The following is a 14,325-nucleotide window of genomic DNA, read 5'->3' on the forward strand; positions in this document are numbered from 1 at the left end:
CTTCACGAAAAGTGATGAAAGATTAAGTATTCATGTCTTCATGTGATTGGTATGCTGATGGGCGACCCATCTGTAAAACGAATATCTCTGATCCCTCTCATCACGAAATCCGATTTATGCGCAATCTCGACATCACCACGCTTCGTTCCTTCGTTGCCGTCGCCGAGGCCGGCGGCGTCACCCGCGCCGCGGGATTCTTGAATCTCACGCAATCGGCGGTCTCGATGCAGCTCAAGCGCCTGGAAGAGACGCTGGGCCTTGCGTTGCTCGACCGCTCGGGGCGCGGTGTCAGTCTCACGCCGGCGGGCGAGCAGCTGCTGAAATACGCCCGCCGCATGGTCGAGTTGAACGACGAGATCTATGCCCGGCTCACCATGACTGACTGGGAGGGCGAGCTGGTGTTGGGCGTGCCGCACGACATCGTCTACCCGGTGATCCCGCGCGTGATGAAGAAGATGCAGCGCGATTTCCCGCGCGTGCGCCTGCAGCTCATCAGCTCCTATACCGCGGCGCTCAAGGAGCAGTTCGCCCGTGGCGAGGTCGACGTGATCCTGACCACCGAGGTCGAACCCGGCGACGGCGCCGAGGCGCTGCTCGAGGTGCCGCTGCGCTGGTACGGCGCGCCGGCGGGCGGGGCGTGGAAGACCCGCCCCCTGCGCATCGCCTTCTCGCGCCGCTGCGGCTTCCGCCCGGTGGCGATCTCGCTGATGGAGCGCGAAGGCTTCGACTGGGAGCTGGCGGTGGATTCCGAAAGCGACCGCACCATCGAGGTGTCGGTCTCGGCCGATCTTGCGGTGACGCCGATCCTCGAGGGCCACGCGCCGGGGCATTTCGAGATGATCCCGCCGGGAGAGCTTCCCGAGCTGGGCACCCAGAAGATCTGCCTTTACGCCTCGAGTGCCCGCCCGCAGCTCATCGAGCCGCTGCTCGAGGCCCTGCGGTCGGAGTTCTTTGCGCTGCGCGGGCGGCGCGAGATCGCTGCGGAATAGGCTCTGGCACCAAAGTCCATGTGTGCGGTCGTGGTTCGGGGCGATATGTCGCGCTGCGTGTGGGCGCGCCCCGACAACGGGGGCGCACGCCCGGATCGCAGTTTCAGTTTTTTGAAATCTGTGCGGGCCTAGGCACCGATGCGGATCACAACCTTGCCGGTCGACTTGCGATCGCGCAGCAAGCTGAGCCCGTCGGCCACTTTTTCCAGCGGAAGCACGTGACTCACATGCGGGCGAATCTTCTTCTGGTCGTACCAAGCGAACAGCTGTGCCAGCGATCCGGTGAGAATCTCCGGCTTGAACGTCAGGTAGCCGCCCCAGTACAGGCCCATGACGGTGAGATTCTTCACCAATAGGTGGTTTGCCTTGATTTGGGGAACCTCTCCGCTTGCAAAGCCAATGCTCAAAATTCGGGCTTCGGGCTTGCACGAGCGGAACGCGGCGGTGAACTGATCCCCGCCGACGGCATCGTAAACCACGTCCGACCCGCCAAGCGCGAGCACCGCCTCGCGGATGTCCTCGGTGCGGGCGTCGATGAGATGATCGGCCCCCGCCTGTCGGGCCACCTCGAGCTTCTCCGCGCCGCGTGCGCAGGCGATGACGGTGGCGCCCATGAGCTTGCCGATCTCGACCGCCGTCAGTCCGACACCGCCTGCCGCGCCAAGCACGAGGAGGGTCTCTCCGGGCTGCAGGCCCGCGCGATGATCAAGCGCCAAGTGACTGGTTCCATAGGCAATCTGGAAGGCGGCGGCATCTTCGAAGCTCATGCTGTCGGGGATCTTCACGGCGCGCGCGGCATCGAACACGCCATACTCGGCCAGCCCGCCCTGACCACCGAAAACCGCCACCCGGTCGCCCGACGCGAACCCGCTCACACCGTCACCGATCGCGTCGATCGTGCCGGCCACTTCCATGCCCATGGTGAAGGGCACCGGAGGGGTATCCTGGTACTTCCCTTCAATCATCAGCAGATCCGCGAAATTGAGCCCGCAGGCCCCGATCCGCAGTCTAATCTGCCCTGACGCGCATTCAGGAATGCCTATATCCGTTAGGGTAGGTTGCTTTTCATGTGAGCTGAGAACAAAAGATAGCATACGGGCCTCGTGGAACGTGATCGTGAAAGTGACGGTGCTTTTGTTAATTTGTCAAATCTCGATCCACCCCCATATGTGCTTAAGTGGTACGTGCATCCACAACCTGTAGATGCGCATAGTAGACTGTATTTACCGTATCGGGCGCATCGCGCTTGATCCGGAGGCCTGCGGCGATGTACTCTCCCGCAGGCTGTTAGAAGATCGCTGGATGCGTGTGCGTGCATTCAGAGCCAATTGCGCCCCCGGCGCAGGAAGAATTAGTCGCCCCTGTTACGGGGTGTGGTAGAAGGAAACGCCAATGACGCATCCCGTGGACGTCCATGTGGGCAAACGCATCCGTCACCGCCGCTGGCTGGTGGGGATGACGCAACAGCAACTTGCCGAACAGGTCGGGATCAAGTTCCAGCAGATCCAGAAGTACGAGACCGGCGCCAACCGCGTCAGCGCCTCCCGCCTCTGGGATATTGCCGATGCGCTTGAGGTGCCGGTGAGTTTCTTCTTCGAGGGCATCGACTCCGAGCAGGAGGTCCCGGAAGAGGCCGCTGCCGCCGCGATGCCGGCCGACATCCTCGGCGACAAGGAAGCGCTCGACCTGGTGCGCTCCTACTATGCAATCCCCGAGAACCAGCGCCGTCGCTTGTTCGAACTGGCTCGCGTCCTGTCCGACGTGGCTTGAGCCTGCGTCGCCGCTGCGCTAGCTGATTTTCAAGAAAATCAGCGAGGTGGCGGCGATGGCCGATATTTCTGAAAATCTGGCCAACGAACTCTGGGACACGGCGCACGCGCTGGCGGATGCCGCGCGTGCGGCGATCCTGCCGCATTTCCGGGCCCATGGCCTCGATGCAGAGAACAAGCAGGCCGAGGGGTTCGACCCGGTGACCGTCGCCGACCGCGCTGCCGAAGAGGCGATGCGCGGCCTGCTGGCGGCGCGCCGGCCCGAGGATGGCATCCTCGGCGAAGAGCTTGGCACCACCACTGGCAGCAGCGGGCTGACCTGGGTGCTCGATCCCATCGACGGCACCCGCGGCTTCCTCAGCGGCACGCCCACATGGGGGGTGCTGATCGCGCTTTCGGACGAGACCGGGCCGAAGCTCGGCATCATCGACCAGCCCTATACCGGCGAACGCTTCTGCGGCGGGCTTGGCCGCGCCGCCTGGAGCGGCCCCTTGGGCGATTTCGCACTGTCGACCCGGCGTCCGCGCGGGCTCGACGAGGCGATCCTCTTCACCACCTTCCCCGAAATCGGCACCGAGGCCGACTGCACCGCCTTTACCCGCGTCAAGGACCGCGCCCGGCTGACCCGCTACGGCATGGATTGCTATGCCTACGCGCTGCTCGCCGCTGGGCAGATCGATCTGGTGATCGAGGCCGGGCTCTACCCTTACGACGTGCAGGCGCCGATCGCGGTGATCGAGGCGGCGGGCGGTATCGTCACCAACTGGGAGGGCGGCCCGGCGCATGAGGGCGGCCGTGTGCTCGCCGCCGCCAATGCCGAACTCCATGCCGAGGCACTGGCTTTGCTCAAGGGCTGAGCGGGAAACAGCCACACAAACGGCAGGATTCGGCACTGATGTGAGGTCGTAACTTCCATTCCCGGGCGGAAGCGGCCAGTCTCCGGTCAGACCCGACGGAGCGCCGCAGAATGACCGAGATCCTGATCCGAAACGCTCATAGCGTGCTCACCATGGATGACGCCGGCAGCGAATTTGCCGGCGCGGACGTGCTGATCCGCGACGGCGTGATCGCGCAGATCGGGGAGGGGCTCGCGACCTCGGGCGAAGTGGTCGAGGCCGCGAACTGCGTGGTGACGCCGGGATTGGTGAACACCCACCACCACCTCTACCAGACCCTGACCCGCGCGGTGCCCGGCGGGCAGGACGCGCTGCTCTTTGGCTGGCTCAAGACACTCTACCCGATCTGGTCGCGCTTCGGCCCGGAAGAGATGCGCATCTCGGCCCTGACCGGGCTCGCCGAGCTGGCACTCTCGGGCTGCACGCTGACCTCGGACCACCTCTATCTCTATCCCAACGGCGCGCGTCTCGACGACACCATCGACGCCGCCAGCGAGATCGGCCTGCGCTTCCACGCCACCCGCGGCGCCATGAGCATTGGCGAGAGCGACGGCGGACTGCCCCCCGATGCGCTGGTCGAGCGCGAGGAGGCCATTCTCGAGGATTGCATCCGCGTCATCGACAGCTTCCACGATCCGCGCGAAGGCGCGATGGTGCGCGTCGGCGTGGCGCCGTGCTCGCCCTTCTCGGTGAGCCGCGAGCTGATGCGCGACGCGGCGCTGCTGGCGCGCGACAAGGGCGTGATGATGCACACCCACCTTGCCGAGAACGACGAGGATATCGCCTATTCCGAGGCGCAGTTCGGCTGCCGCCCCGGCCAATACGCCGAGGAACTGGGCTGGACCGGGCCCGATGTCTGGCATGCGCACTGCGTGAAGCTCGATGGGCAGGAGATTGATCTCTTTGCGCAATCCCGCACCGGGGTGGCGCATTGCCCGTGCTCGAACTGCCGCCTCGGCTCGGGCATTGCGCCGATCCGCGAGATGGTCGACGCAGGTGTGCCGGTGGGGCTGGGCGTCGACGGGTCGGCCAGCAACGACAGCTCCAACCTCGTGGCCGAGGCGCGGCAGGCGATGCTCTTGCAGCGGGTGTCGCGCGGCGCCGACGCGATGAGTGCGCGCGAGGCGCTGCGGCTTGCCACCCGGGGCGGGGCCGAGGTGCTGGGCCGCCACGACTGCGGCCAGATCGCGCCGGGCAAGCGCGCCGATCTGGCGCTGTGGGATGTCACCGGCATCGACAGCGCCGGAAGCTGGGACAAGGCGGCGCTGCTGCTTGCCGGGCCACAGCGGGTGCGGCACCTCTTTGTCGAGGGGCGGCAGGTGGTGCGCGACGGGCTGCTCACCACCATCGACCTCGGCGCGACGCTGGCGCATCAGGACGCGTTGGCGACGCGGCTCGCCGGGCTATCATAAACGAAACCTCAGGACGGATCCGGCAGGGATCTTGCAGACGGCACAAGGGAGAACAGACCTTGAAACAGATGATTTCGGCAGCGGCTCTGCTGCTCGCGGCGGGATGCGCGTCGCAGACCCCTGAAATCGGCAGCCGGAGCGATCTGCGCACACCCGCGGCGCTCGCCGTTGTGCAACCGGCAGCGGCGACCACGGTTCCGTCGCTCAACGCCTTCCGCGCATCGCACGGGCTCGGCACGCTGTCGCGGTCGCCGCAGCTTCAGGCCGTCGCCGAGGCGCACGCCCGCGACATGAACCGGATGAACACCATGAGCCACACCGGATCCGATGGCAGCAGCCTTGTCGACCGGGTGAAGCGCGTCGGCTATCGCTATAGAACCGCTGCAGAAAACATCGCCGAGACCCGCAACGGCATGGACAATGCAATGCTGCTCTGGATCAACTCGCCGGGCCACCGCAGCAACATGCTCAAGTCCAACGTCACCGAATACGGGCTCGCGAGCTCGGGCAATTACTACGCCATGGTGCTGGGCGCACCGCGCTGACGCCGCAACAGGCGATTTGGCGCCCAGTCGGCGTGGCGGGCTGGCGCGTGGCGGCCGATGTGATAGCTCTGCCGCGCCAGATGACAGGAGACCCGATGAAAGCGCTCGCGACCCTCTTGCTGCTTGTCCCGCTTGCCGCCTGCGTCGAGATCGACGTGCGTGACGATGCGCCGGCAGGCACCGCCTCCACGACCAAGACCACGGCTGCCCCGAGCACCGCGACAACGCCGGGCGTCCGCGCGGGGGAGAACGCCCCGATCCAGTCGGTCTATGGCAGCACCGGCTGCCCGGCGGGCAGCGGGATGACCGCGGACCAGAGCTTTGCCGCTTACCGCGCGGGCAAGGGGCTTCCGGCGCTGCGCCGCTCGCCGGCGCTGGCCTCGGCCGCCGCCGCTCATGCGCGCGACGCGGCCCGCCAGCAGACCGTGACCCATCTGGGCTCCAACGGCAGCTCGGTGACCACCCGCGTCAAGGCGGCGGGCTATCCGCTGCAGCACGTCCACGAAAATGTCGGCTGGACCCCCTGCGGCTTCGATTTCGTGCTGAAGAGCTGGACAGGCTCGCCCTCGCATCTCGAGACCATGATCAGAACCGATGTCAGCGATTACGGCATCGGGCGCTCGGGCGAGTACTGGGTGCTGATCACCGGCCAGCCGAAGTAAGCGCCGCTCAGCGCTTGCGGCCCGCCACCCAGGTCGAGGCGACGGCGCGGTCGTCGCCCATCATGATCGTCGGGAAAAGCGCCTCCCAGATGTCGCTGGCCTGCGAAACGCGCTGCGCGATGGCCGGCGTCGAGGCGAGATCGAGCACGATGAAATCCGCCTCCATGCCGGGGGCGAGATTGCCGATGCGGTCTTCCACATGCAGCGCCCGGGCCGAGCCCTGCGTCGCCAGCCACAGAAGCTCCGAGGCGTGCAGCGGGCGGTGCCGCAGCTGGCCAATCTCGTAGGCCGCAGCCATGGTGCGCAGCATGGAAAACGACGAGCCGCCGCCGGTATCGGTGGCGAGGCCGATGATCTGGCCCTCCTTCGTCAGCCCGTCCATGTCGAAGAGACCGGAGCCGATAAAGGTGTTCGAGGTCGGGCAGTGGATCAGCGAGGCCCCAACCTCGCGCAGCCGCTCGCGCTCGCGCGGCTCGAGATAGATGGCGTGGCCGTAGAGCCCGCCGGCGCCCAGCAGCCCATAGGCCTCGTAGGTGTCGAGATAATCGCGCGCCGAGGGGTAGAGCGATTTCACCCAGGCGATCTCGTCGGTCTGCTCGCTCAGGTGGGTCTGCATCAGGCAATCGGGATGCTCGGCCCAGAGCGCCCCCAGCGCCTCGAGCTGCGCCACAGTCGAGGTCGGCGAAAAGCGCGGCGTGATGACATAGGAGGCGCGGCCCTTGCCGTGCCAGCGGCTCAGCAGCGCCTTGCTGTCGTCATAGGCCGATTGCGCGGTGTCGCGCAGGCCTTCGGGGGCGGTGTCGCGGTCCATGCAGGTCTTGCCGGCAAAGACCCGCATCCCGCGCGCCTCCGCCGCCTCGAAGATCGCGTCCACCGAGGCGGGGTGGATGGTGCAATAGGTGCAGACCGAGGTGGTGCCGTGATCGAGCAGCAGGTCGAGATAGCGCCCCGCCACAGCGCGGGCATAGGCCGGGTCGGCAAAGCGCATCTCCTCGGGGAAGGTGTAGTGGTTGAGCCAGTCGATCAGCCGCTTGCCCCAGCTCGCGATCATGCCGGTCTGCGGGTAATGCGCGTGGGCATCGACAAAGCCCGGCAGGATCAGCCCCTCGCCATGATCGACCAGCTCGGCCCCGGGATGGGCGGCGCGCATCGCATCAGAGGGGCCCACGGCAAGAATCCGGTCGCCCTCGACCACAAGCGCGCCATGGCGCTCGTGCCACGCGGCGTCGTGGCCCTCGTCGAAGGGCGAGCCGTCAAAGCTCAGGACCTGTCCAAGATGTAGCGTCGCCATGGTGTCTCCGATGCAAACCCGCCGCAGCATGAAGCGATGGGGCGGCGAGCGCAATGTGCCCTGTTGCTTGCCGTCGCGATCCCCTAATCTGCGGCGAAACGGCAGGCAGCGGAGCAGCGATGACCCAGGAACCGGAACAGGCCGTCGAGGATCAGGACGAGCGCGATGACGATGACGCCTACGCGCTGAGGCCCAAGAACGTCACGGCGATTCTCTACGCCGTCGATATCGACGACCGCGACCAGCTGGTCGAGCTGCTCGAGCCGCTGCACCCGGCCGACATCGCCGACATGCTCGAGCAGATCAACGCCTTCGACCGGATGCGGCTGATCAAGCTCTATGGCAAGGAATTCGACGGCGAGATCCTGTCGGAACTCGACGAGTCGATCCGCGAGGAGGTGATCCGCACCCTGCACCCCGAGGTGCTGGCCGAAGCGGTGCGCGAGCTCGAATCCGATGACGTAGTCGACCTGCTCGAGGATCTCGACGAGGCCCAGCAGGAGGCCATCCTCGAGGTGCTCGAAGACAGCGACCGCGTCGCCGTCGAGCAATCGCTGACCTATCCGGAATACTCCGCCGGCCGCCTGATGCAGCGCGAGGTGGTGATGGCCCCCGAGCACTGGAATGTGGGCGAGGCGATCGACTACCTGCGCTCGACCGAGGACCTGCCCGAGCAGTTCTACCACATCGTGCTGGTCGACCCGAAGCTGCGCCCCATCGGCAATGTCGGGCTGGGCCGGCTGATGGCCTCGCGCCGCGAGGTGCTGCTGCGCTCGCTGATCTCCGAGACCTTCCACGTCTTCCCGGTGACCCGGCCGGAAGGCGAGGTCGCCTATGCCTTCAACCAGTATCACCTGATCTCGGCCCCCGTGGTCGACGAAAGCGAGCGGCTGGTCGGGGTCATCACCATCGACGACGCCATGGCGGTGCTCGACGAGGAGCACGAGGAAGACATCCTGCGCCTCGCCGGTGTCGGCGAGGAGAGCCGGCTCTCGGACACGGTGCTCGAGACCACCAAGCAGCGCCTGCCATGGCTGGCGGTGAACCTGATGACAGCGATCCTCGCCAGCATCGTGATCGCCCAGTTCGAGGACGTGATCGCGCAGGTTGTGGCGCTGGCGGTGCTTATGCCGATCGTCGCCTCGATGGGCGGCAATGCAGGCACCCAGTCGCTGACTGTGGCGGTGCGGGCGCTGGCCACCAAGGACCTCACCGGCTCCAACGTCTGGCGCATCATCCGCCGCGAGGGCACCGTGGGGCTGGTCAACGGCGCGGCCTTCGCGCTGGTGATGGGGGTTCTGGAATATCTCTGGTTCGGCTCGGCGGTGCTGGGCATGGTGATCGCCGCGGCGATGGTGATCAACATGCTGGTGGCGGGGCTCGCGGGGATCGTCATCCCGGTGGTGCTCGACCGGCTCAAGGTCGACCCGGCGCTGGCCTCCGGCACCTTCGTGACCACGGTGACCGACGTGGTGGGCTTCTTCGCCTTCCTCGGCCTCGCCAAGGCGGTTCTGTTGTGAGCGACGCTGCTCTGGCCGAGGCAAAGGCGGCGGCGCGCAAGGGCGCGCTCGCCCGGCGCAAGGCGGCCCATGCCACCGATGCCGGCAACGGGGCAGGGCGGCTGTCGGAGCTGCTCGCGGGCCATCGCGGCGTGCCGCTAGCGGGCTACCTGCCGATCCGCAGCGAGATCGATCCGCGTGCCGCGATGGCCGAGGCCTCGGCCTATGGCCCGGTCTCGGTGCCGGTGATCGAGGGGCAGAGGCAGCCGCTGCGCTTCGCCCTCTGGGAGCCCGAGATGCCGCTCGTCCCGGGCCCCTTCGGCGCGCTGATCCCCGAGGCGCCCGAGTTCGTCACCCCCGAGATCCTCATCGTGCCGCTGGTGGCCTTCACCCGCGCCGGCGCGCGGCTGGGTTATGGCGGCGGCTTCTACGATCGCACGCTAGCGGCCCTGCGCGGGCAGGGCGCCGCTCTGGCTGTCGGCTTTGCCTATGCCGCGCAGGAGGCCGAGACCCTGCCGCTCGATCCCAACGACCAGCCGCTCGACCTGATCGTCACCGAAACCGAGGTGATCTCTCCGATCTGACGGAACCGGCGCGGCGCTCGCGACGTTGACATGCCGAAGCCCGGGTCCGCCCGGGGGCGCCCTCCACAGACCGGGGCGCCAGCCCATGTTGACGACTAGGAGTGAGAGATATGCCGCAGAACTTTGTTCCTTTCCTGAGCGAAAACGCCCGCACCGAAATGATCGGAATCCTCAATGACCGTCTGGTCGACACCATCGACCTGTCGCACGCGGTCAAGCAGGCGCACTGGAACCTCAAGGGGGTCGGCTTCATCGGCGTGCACGAGCTGCTCGACGACGTGACCGACCACCTGCGCGAGGGCTCCGACATGATGGCCGAGCGCGTCGCGATGATGGGCGGCCTGGCCCAGGGCACCACCCAGACCGTGGCCGAGAAGAGCTCGCTCGAGCCCTATCCCACCGAGCTGGTGACCGTCGAGGATCATGTTCAGGCGCTGGTGAGCCGGTTCAACGACTACACCACCAAGCTGCGCCAGGCAATGGAAGCCGCCGACGAGGCCGGCGACGAGGACACCGCCGACCTGCTGACCGAGGTGAGCCGCACCGCCGAGAAGGACGCGTGGTTCATCGGTTCGAACAGCGCCAAGGCCGCCTGACCGGCGGTCCTGCAAGCAACGCGTGACCAGTACAGGGCGCTCCCGTCGCGGGGCGCCTTTTTCCTGCGTCTCAGCCCGCTGGTGCGTCGACCCTTCGGATCCGCTCCACCAGCAGGATCTCGCAGGCCCCGGCACCGCCATCGTCGCGCACCCGCGAGCTGTGCCAGCGGGCGCCGTTCGGCCCGGTGACGTCGACGAGATAGCCCTCGATCGCCACCACGTCGCCCTTGCCGATCTGCTTCAGCACCCGCCGCCGTGCTGCGTCGGGAAAGACCAGATGGATATTGGCGCTGCTGCGCTTGATCTCGTCGGGATCCAGCCGGGTTTGTGGCCCGGGCTGCCAGTACATGAAGCGACCGCGCTGGCTGATCTCCATCGTCGCGACCTCTTCCGGGTTCGACATCCCGCCCCAGCCGAGCGCCAGGTCGGTGGGGCTGAACCCGGCGGTGCGATCAAAGCGGTAATCGTGCCGGCCAAGCACCAGCGCCTCGATGCTGAAGCGGGCGAAGGCGCGCAGCTCGTGCCCGTTGATCTCCAGTGTCCGCGCCGGCCGCATCACGACCTGCCGCGGCTCCTGTGGCGCCAGTTTGACGCTCATCCCCTCGACCCGTTCGGCGCTGGCAGCGCGATGCCAGAGCGACGGTCCGGCCCGGCTGTCGGCCAGCATCGGCAGGGAAAGCACGATGCCCACCGCCATCACGATCATCATGTATCCGTTGCGCAAAGGGGCCTCTCCCGGTCTCGGCCGGAACAGCCTGCCGCGCAATCGCGGCAACCCTGAGAAACCGCCGCGACCATTCCGCGACTGCACTGCAGCTGCCAGACCGACCATATCGTCTTCTGGCCAAAAAATATCCCGGGGGCCGCGCCCCCAATCAGGCCCACACCCATGGGCAGAGTGCAGGCCTTTCCTGCGCGCCTCGCTGCCGCGCGCAAAAGCGGGCCCCTTCCCGAAGCCCCCTCTCTTCTCTGGTTCAAAAATACCTCGGGGGAGTCGCAGCTCTGCTGCGACGGGGGCAGCGCCCCCATCCCCCCTGAGGTTCAAAGACGCGAGAGCCGCCTCAGAGCGCCCGCCAGCCGATATCGCGCCGGCAGAACCCTTCCGGCCAGTCGATCCCGTCGACCAGCGCATAGGCCCGCTCCGCCGCCTCGGCCAGCGTCGCGCCGCGCGCGGTGGCGTTCAGCACCCGCCCGCCGCTCGCCACGACCTTGCCGTCCTTTTCCGAGGTCCCGGCGTGGAACATCTGGTGGAAGCTGTCCTCGGCCAGCCCGTCCAGCCCGCCGATCACCGTGCCCTTCTCGTAAGACCCGGGATAGCCCTCCGCCGCCAGCACCACGGTCATGGCGTGATCGTCGCCCCAGGTGACCTGCGCCTCCGCCAGCCGCCCCTCGGCGCAGGCCTGGATCAGGTCGAGCGCCTGCGCGCCCAGCCGCATCATCAGCACCTGGCATTCCGGGTCGCCGAAGCGGACGTTGTATTCCACAAGCCGCGGCTGGCCGTTCTCGATCATCAGCCCGGCATAGAGCACGCCGGAATAGGGCGTGCCGCGCCGCGCCATCTCGCGCATGGTGGGACGGATGATCTCCTTGAGCGCCTTCTCCGCCACCGCGTCCGACAGCACCGGGGCCGGGGAATAGGCGCCCATGCCGCCGGTATTGGGCCCGGTATCGCCTTCGCCCACGCGCTTGTGGTCCTGCGCGGTGCCGATCGGCAGCACGTCCTCGCCATCCACCAGCAGGAAGAAGCTGGCCTCCTCGCCGGTCATGAATTCCTCGATCACCACTTCGGCGCCGGCGCCCCCGAAGGCGCCGCCGAACATGTCGTCGATGGCGGCCTCGGCCTGCGCCACGGTCTCGGCGATGATCACGCCCTTGCCGGCGGCAAGCCCGTCGGCCTTGACCACGATCGGCGCGCCCTGGTCGCGGACATAGGCCTTGGCGGGCTCCGCCTCGGTAAAGTGCCCGTAGGCGGCGGTCGGCGCGCTTGCGGCGTCGCAGATCTCCTTGGTGAAGCTCTTCGAGGCCTCGAGCTCGGCGGCCGCCTTCGACGGCCCGAAGACCGGGAAGCCGGCGTCGCGCAGCGCATCGGCGACGCCCGCGGCGAGCGGCGCCTCGGGGCCGATGATGACGAGATCGATGGCGTTCTCGCCCGAGAACTCGACCACCGCGCCGCCATCCTCGATGTCGAGTGAGGCGCATTCGGCGATCTGCGCGATGCCGGCATTGCCCGGCGCCACGATCAGCTTGTCGCATTTGGGGTTCTGCATCACCGCCCAGGCCAGCGCGTGCTCGCGTCCGCCGCCACCGAGAATGAGAATGTTCATGTCCAAAACCCCTTCCGCTTGGTTCTCGCGCCGTCCTAGCGAGGCGGCTGCGAGCGCGCAAGTCACGGCAGCGCCGCGCGCGCCGCCAAACCGCCTGTCACGGGGGCGAAATCGCGCGCGCAGGGCATTTTCTTCCCCGCGCCGCGCCGCTACTCTGCGCGCCATGGATCTTCTCGACGACGACACCGGCAACACCCCCGAATTCTCCGTTTCCGAGCTGTCGGGGGCGGTCAAGCGCGTGATCGAGGGCGAGTTCGCCCATGTCCGCGTGAAAGGCGAGGTCGGACGGGTGTCGCGGCCGCGCTCGGGCCACATCTATCTCGATCTCAAGGATGACCGCTCGGTGATCTCCGGCGTGGTCTGGAAGGGCGTGTCGTCGCGGCTCGAGACCCAGCCCGAGGAGGGCATGGAGGTGGTCGCCACCGGGCGCCTGACCACCTTCCCGGGCCAGTCCAAGTATCAGATCGTCATCGAGGATATCCGCCCGGCGGGGCTCGGCGCGCTGATGGCGATGCTCGAGAAGCGCAAGGCGCAGCTCGCCGCCGAGGGTCTTTTTGACCCGAGCCGCAAGCAGAAGCTGCCCTACCTGCCCGAGATCATCGGCGTGGTGACCTCGCCCTCGGGCGCGGTGATCCGCGACATCCTGCACCGCCTGCGCGACCGTTTCCCGCGCAAGGTGCTGATCTGGCCGGTGGCGGTGCAGGGCAAGGCCTGCGCCCCCGAGGTTGCCCGCGCCATCGAAGGCTTCAACGCGCTGACCCCGGGCGGCGCACTGCCGCGCCCCGACCTGCTGATCGTCGCCCGCGGCGGCGGCTCGGTCGAGGATCTCTGGGGCTTCAATGAGGAAATCGTCGCCCGCGCCGCGGCGGCGTCCAAGATCCCGCTGATCTCCGCCGTGGGCCACGAGACCGACACGACGCTGATCGACTACGTCTCCGACCAGCGCGCGCCCACTCCCACCGCCGCCGCCGAGATTGCCGTGCCGGTCCGCATGGAGCTGCTCGGCTGGACCGGCGAGGCCGGCGCCCGCATGACCCGCGCCATGGGCCAGCGCATCGAGCTGCGCTCGCAACGCCTGCGCGACCTGTCGCGTGCCCTGCCGCGGGCGGAAACCCTGCTCGACCAGCCGCGCCAGCGTCTCGACCTGCTGGGCGAGCGCCTGCCGCGCGGCCTCATTCGCGGCACCGAACAGCGCCGCGTCGCACTCTCCGACGCCGCCGGCGCCCTGCGCCCCTCGCTGCTGTCGCGGGTCATCGCCCATGGCCGCGAATCCCTTGGCCGCCGCACCGACCGCCTGTCTCTGCGCCCGATCGAACGCGAGATCAAACAGGGGCGCGAGCGCCTCGCGACGCTGACCCGCCGCCTCGACGAGGCCGGCCACCGCCGGCTCGAGACCCCGCGCGGCACGCTCGACGGGCTCTCGCGCCTGCTCGAGACCCTGAGCTACAAGGGCACGCTGGCGCGCGGCTACGCGGTGGTGCGCAGCGGCGAGGGCGAGATCCTGACCCGCAAAGCCGCCGCCGAGGCGGCGCCTGCGCTGGAGATCGAATTCGCCGATGGCCGCATACCGCTTGGCGCCCCCGGCTCGGCCATGGCCTCGCCCTTGCCGGCAAAGCCCGCGGCCCCACGTCCGAAACGCAAACCTGCCGCAGACACCCCCGATCAGGGCAGCCTCTTCTGACCGCAGCGCCCCGGCCGCACAAGGCCCCGATCTTCTCTGGTTCAAAAATACCTCGGGGGAGTCCGCGCCTGCGCGGA

The 14,325-nt window shown here is 67.7% G+C and carries 14 protein-coding genes; 10 read left to right on the top strand and 4 right to left on the bottom strand.

Annotated features, from left to right (window positions below; all coding sequences use genetic code 11):
- The first annotated feature begins 116 nt into the window (after nt 1-116).
- Nucleotides 117-989: a LysR family transcriptional regulator gene (locus AC6RA4_RS12620; RefSeq protein ID WP_500160791.1), complete on the top strand. Its 873-nt coding sequence runs from the start codon at nt 117-119 to the stop codon at nt 987-989.
- 128 nt (nt 990-1,117) lie between these two features.
- Here AC6RA4_RS12620 and AC6RA4_RS12625 read toward each other — a convergent pair whose 3' ends face one another.
- Nucleotides 1,118-2,083 carry an NADPH:quinone oxidoreductase family protein gene (locus AC6RA4_RS12625; RefSeq protein WP_500160793.1) on the bottom strand — a complete coding sequence of 322 codons (966 nt, stop codon included), beginning with the start codon at nt 2,081-2,083 and terminating at the stop codon, nt 1,118-1,120.
- A gap of 298 nt (nt 2,084-2,381) precedes the next feature.
- On the opposite strand from AC6RA4_RS12625, the gene AC6RA4_RS12630 reads away from it, so the two are divergent.
- The 5 genes from AC6RA4_RS12630 to AC6RA4_RS12650 all read left to right on the top strand — a co-directional run bounded on the left by AC6RA4_RS12630 (nt 2,382) and on the right by AC6RA4_RS12650 (nt 6,273).
- Complete coding sequence (locus tag AC6RA4_RS12630; RefSeq protein WP_500160795.1) at nt 2,382-2,759, top strand: helix-turn-helix domain-containing protein; 378 nt, start codon at nt 2,382-2,384, stop codon at nt 2,757-2,759.
- Nucleotides 2,760-2,814: 55 nt separating this feature from the next.
- The gene (gene hisN / locus AC6RA4_RS12635) at nt 2,815-3,615 is read left to right on the top strand and encodes a histidinol-phosphatase (RefSeq protein WP_500160797.1); all 801 of its coding nucleotides are present in this window, start codon (nt 2,815-2,817) and stop codon (nt 3,613-3,615) included.
- Between the two features lie 110 nt (nt 3,616-3,725).
- On the top strand, nt 3,726-5,066 hold the full coding sequence (locus tag AC6RA4_RS12640; protein WP_500160799.1) for an 8-oxoguanine deaminase: 1,341 nt from the start codon (nt 3,726-3,728) through the stop codon (nt 5,064-5,066).
- Between the two features lie 68 nt (nt 5,067-5,134).
- Complete coding sequence (locus AC6RA4_RS12645) at nt 5,135-5,611, top strand: CAP domain-containing protein (RefSeq protein WP_500160824.1); 477 nt, start codon at nt 5,135-5,137, stop codon at nt 5,609-5,611.
- A 95-nt stretch (nt 5,612-5,706) separates the two neighbouring features.
- Entirely contained in the window at nt 5,707-6,273 is a 567-nt protein-coding gene (locus AC6RA4_RS12650) for a CAP domain-containing protein (protein WP_500160801.1), read from the top strand.
- Nucleotides 6,274-6,280: 7 nt separating this feature from the next.
- Here the strand turns inward: AC6RA4_RS12650 and guaD are convergent, their stop codons facing one another.
- Nucleotides 6,281-7,564, bottom strand: coding sequence for a guanine deaminase (gene guaD, locus AC6RA4_RS12655; RefSeq protein WP_500160803.1), 1,284 nt, complete (start codon nt 7,562-7,564; stop codon nt 6,281-6,283).
- A gap of 119 nt (nt 7,565-7,683) precedes the next feature.
- Between guaD and mgtE the strand changes: the two genes are divergently transcribed.
- The 3 genes from mgtE to dps all read left to right on the top strand — a co-directional run bounded on the left by mgtE (nt 7,684) and on the right by dps (nt 10,243).
- On the top strand, nt 7,684-9,084 hold the full coding sequence (gene mgtE, locus AC6RA4_RS12660; protein WP_500160805.1) for a magnesium transporter: 1,401 nt from the start codon (nt 7,684-7,686) through the stop codon (nt 9,082-9,084).
- A complete protein-coding gene (locus AC6RA4_RS12665) occupies nt 9,081-9,647 on the top strand; it encodes a 5-formyltetrahydrofolate cyclo-ligase (RefSeq protein WP_500160807.1) in 567 nt (188 codons plus the stop codon). The genes mgtE and AC6RA4_RS12665 overlap by 4 nt, the downstream gene beginning before the upstream one ends.
- A gap of 110 nt (nt 9,648-9,757) precedes the next feature.
- On the top strand, nt 9,758-10,243 hold the full coding sequence (gene dps, locus AC6RA4_RS12670; RefSeq protein ID WP_500160809.1) for a DNA starvation/stationary phase protection protein Dps: 486 nt from the start codon (nt 9,758-9,760) through the stop codon (nt 10,241-10,243).
- Nucleotides 10,244-10,313: 70 nt separating this feature from the next.
- Here dps and AC6RA4_RS12675 read toward each other — a convergent pair whose 3' ends face one another.
- Together AC6RA4_RS12675 and purD are read right to left on the bottom strand one after the other, a co-directional pair.
- Entirely contained in the window at nt 10,314-10,967 is a 654-nt protein-coding gene (locus tag AC6RA4_RS12675; RefSeq protein WP_500160811.1) for a hypothetical protein, read from the bottom strand.
- 337 nt (nt 10,968-11,304) lie between these two features.
- The gene (gene purD / locus AC6RA4_RS12680; protein ID WP_500160813.1) at nt 11,305-12,567 is read right to left on the bottom strand and encodes a phosphoribosylamine--glycine ligase; all 1,263 of its coding nucleotides are present in this window, start codon (nt 12,565-12,567) and stop codon (nt 11,305-11,307) included.
- A gap of 163 nt (nt 12,568-12,730) precedes the next feature.
- On the opposite strand from purD, the gene xseA reads away from it, so the two are divergent.
- Nucleotides 12,731-14,248, top strand: coding sequence for an exodeoxyribonuclease VII large subunit (xseA, locus tag AC6RA4_RS12685; protein ID WP_500160815.1), 1,518 nt, complete (start codon nt 12,731-12,733; stop codon nt 14,246-14,248).
- Nucleotides 14,249-14,325 lie beyond the last annotated feature (77 nt).

The organism is Salipiger sp., assembly GCF_059781815.1.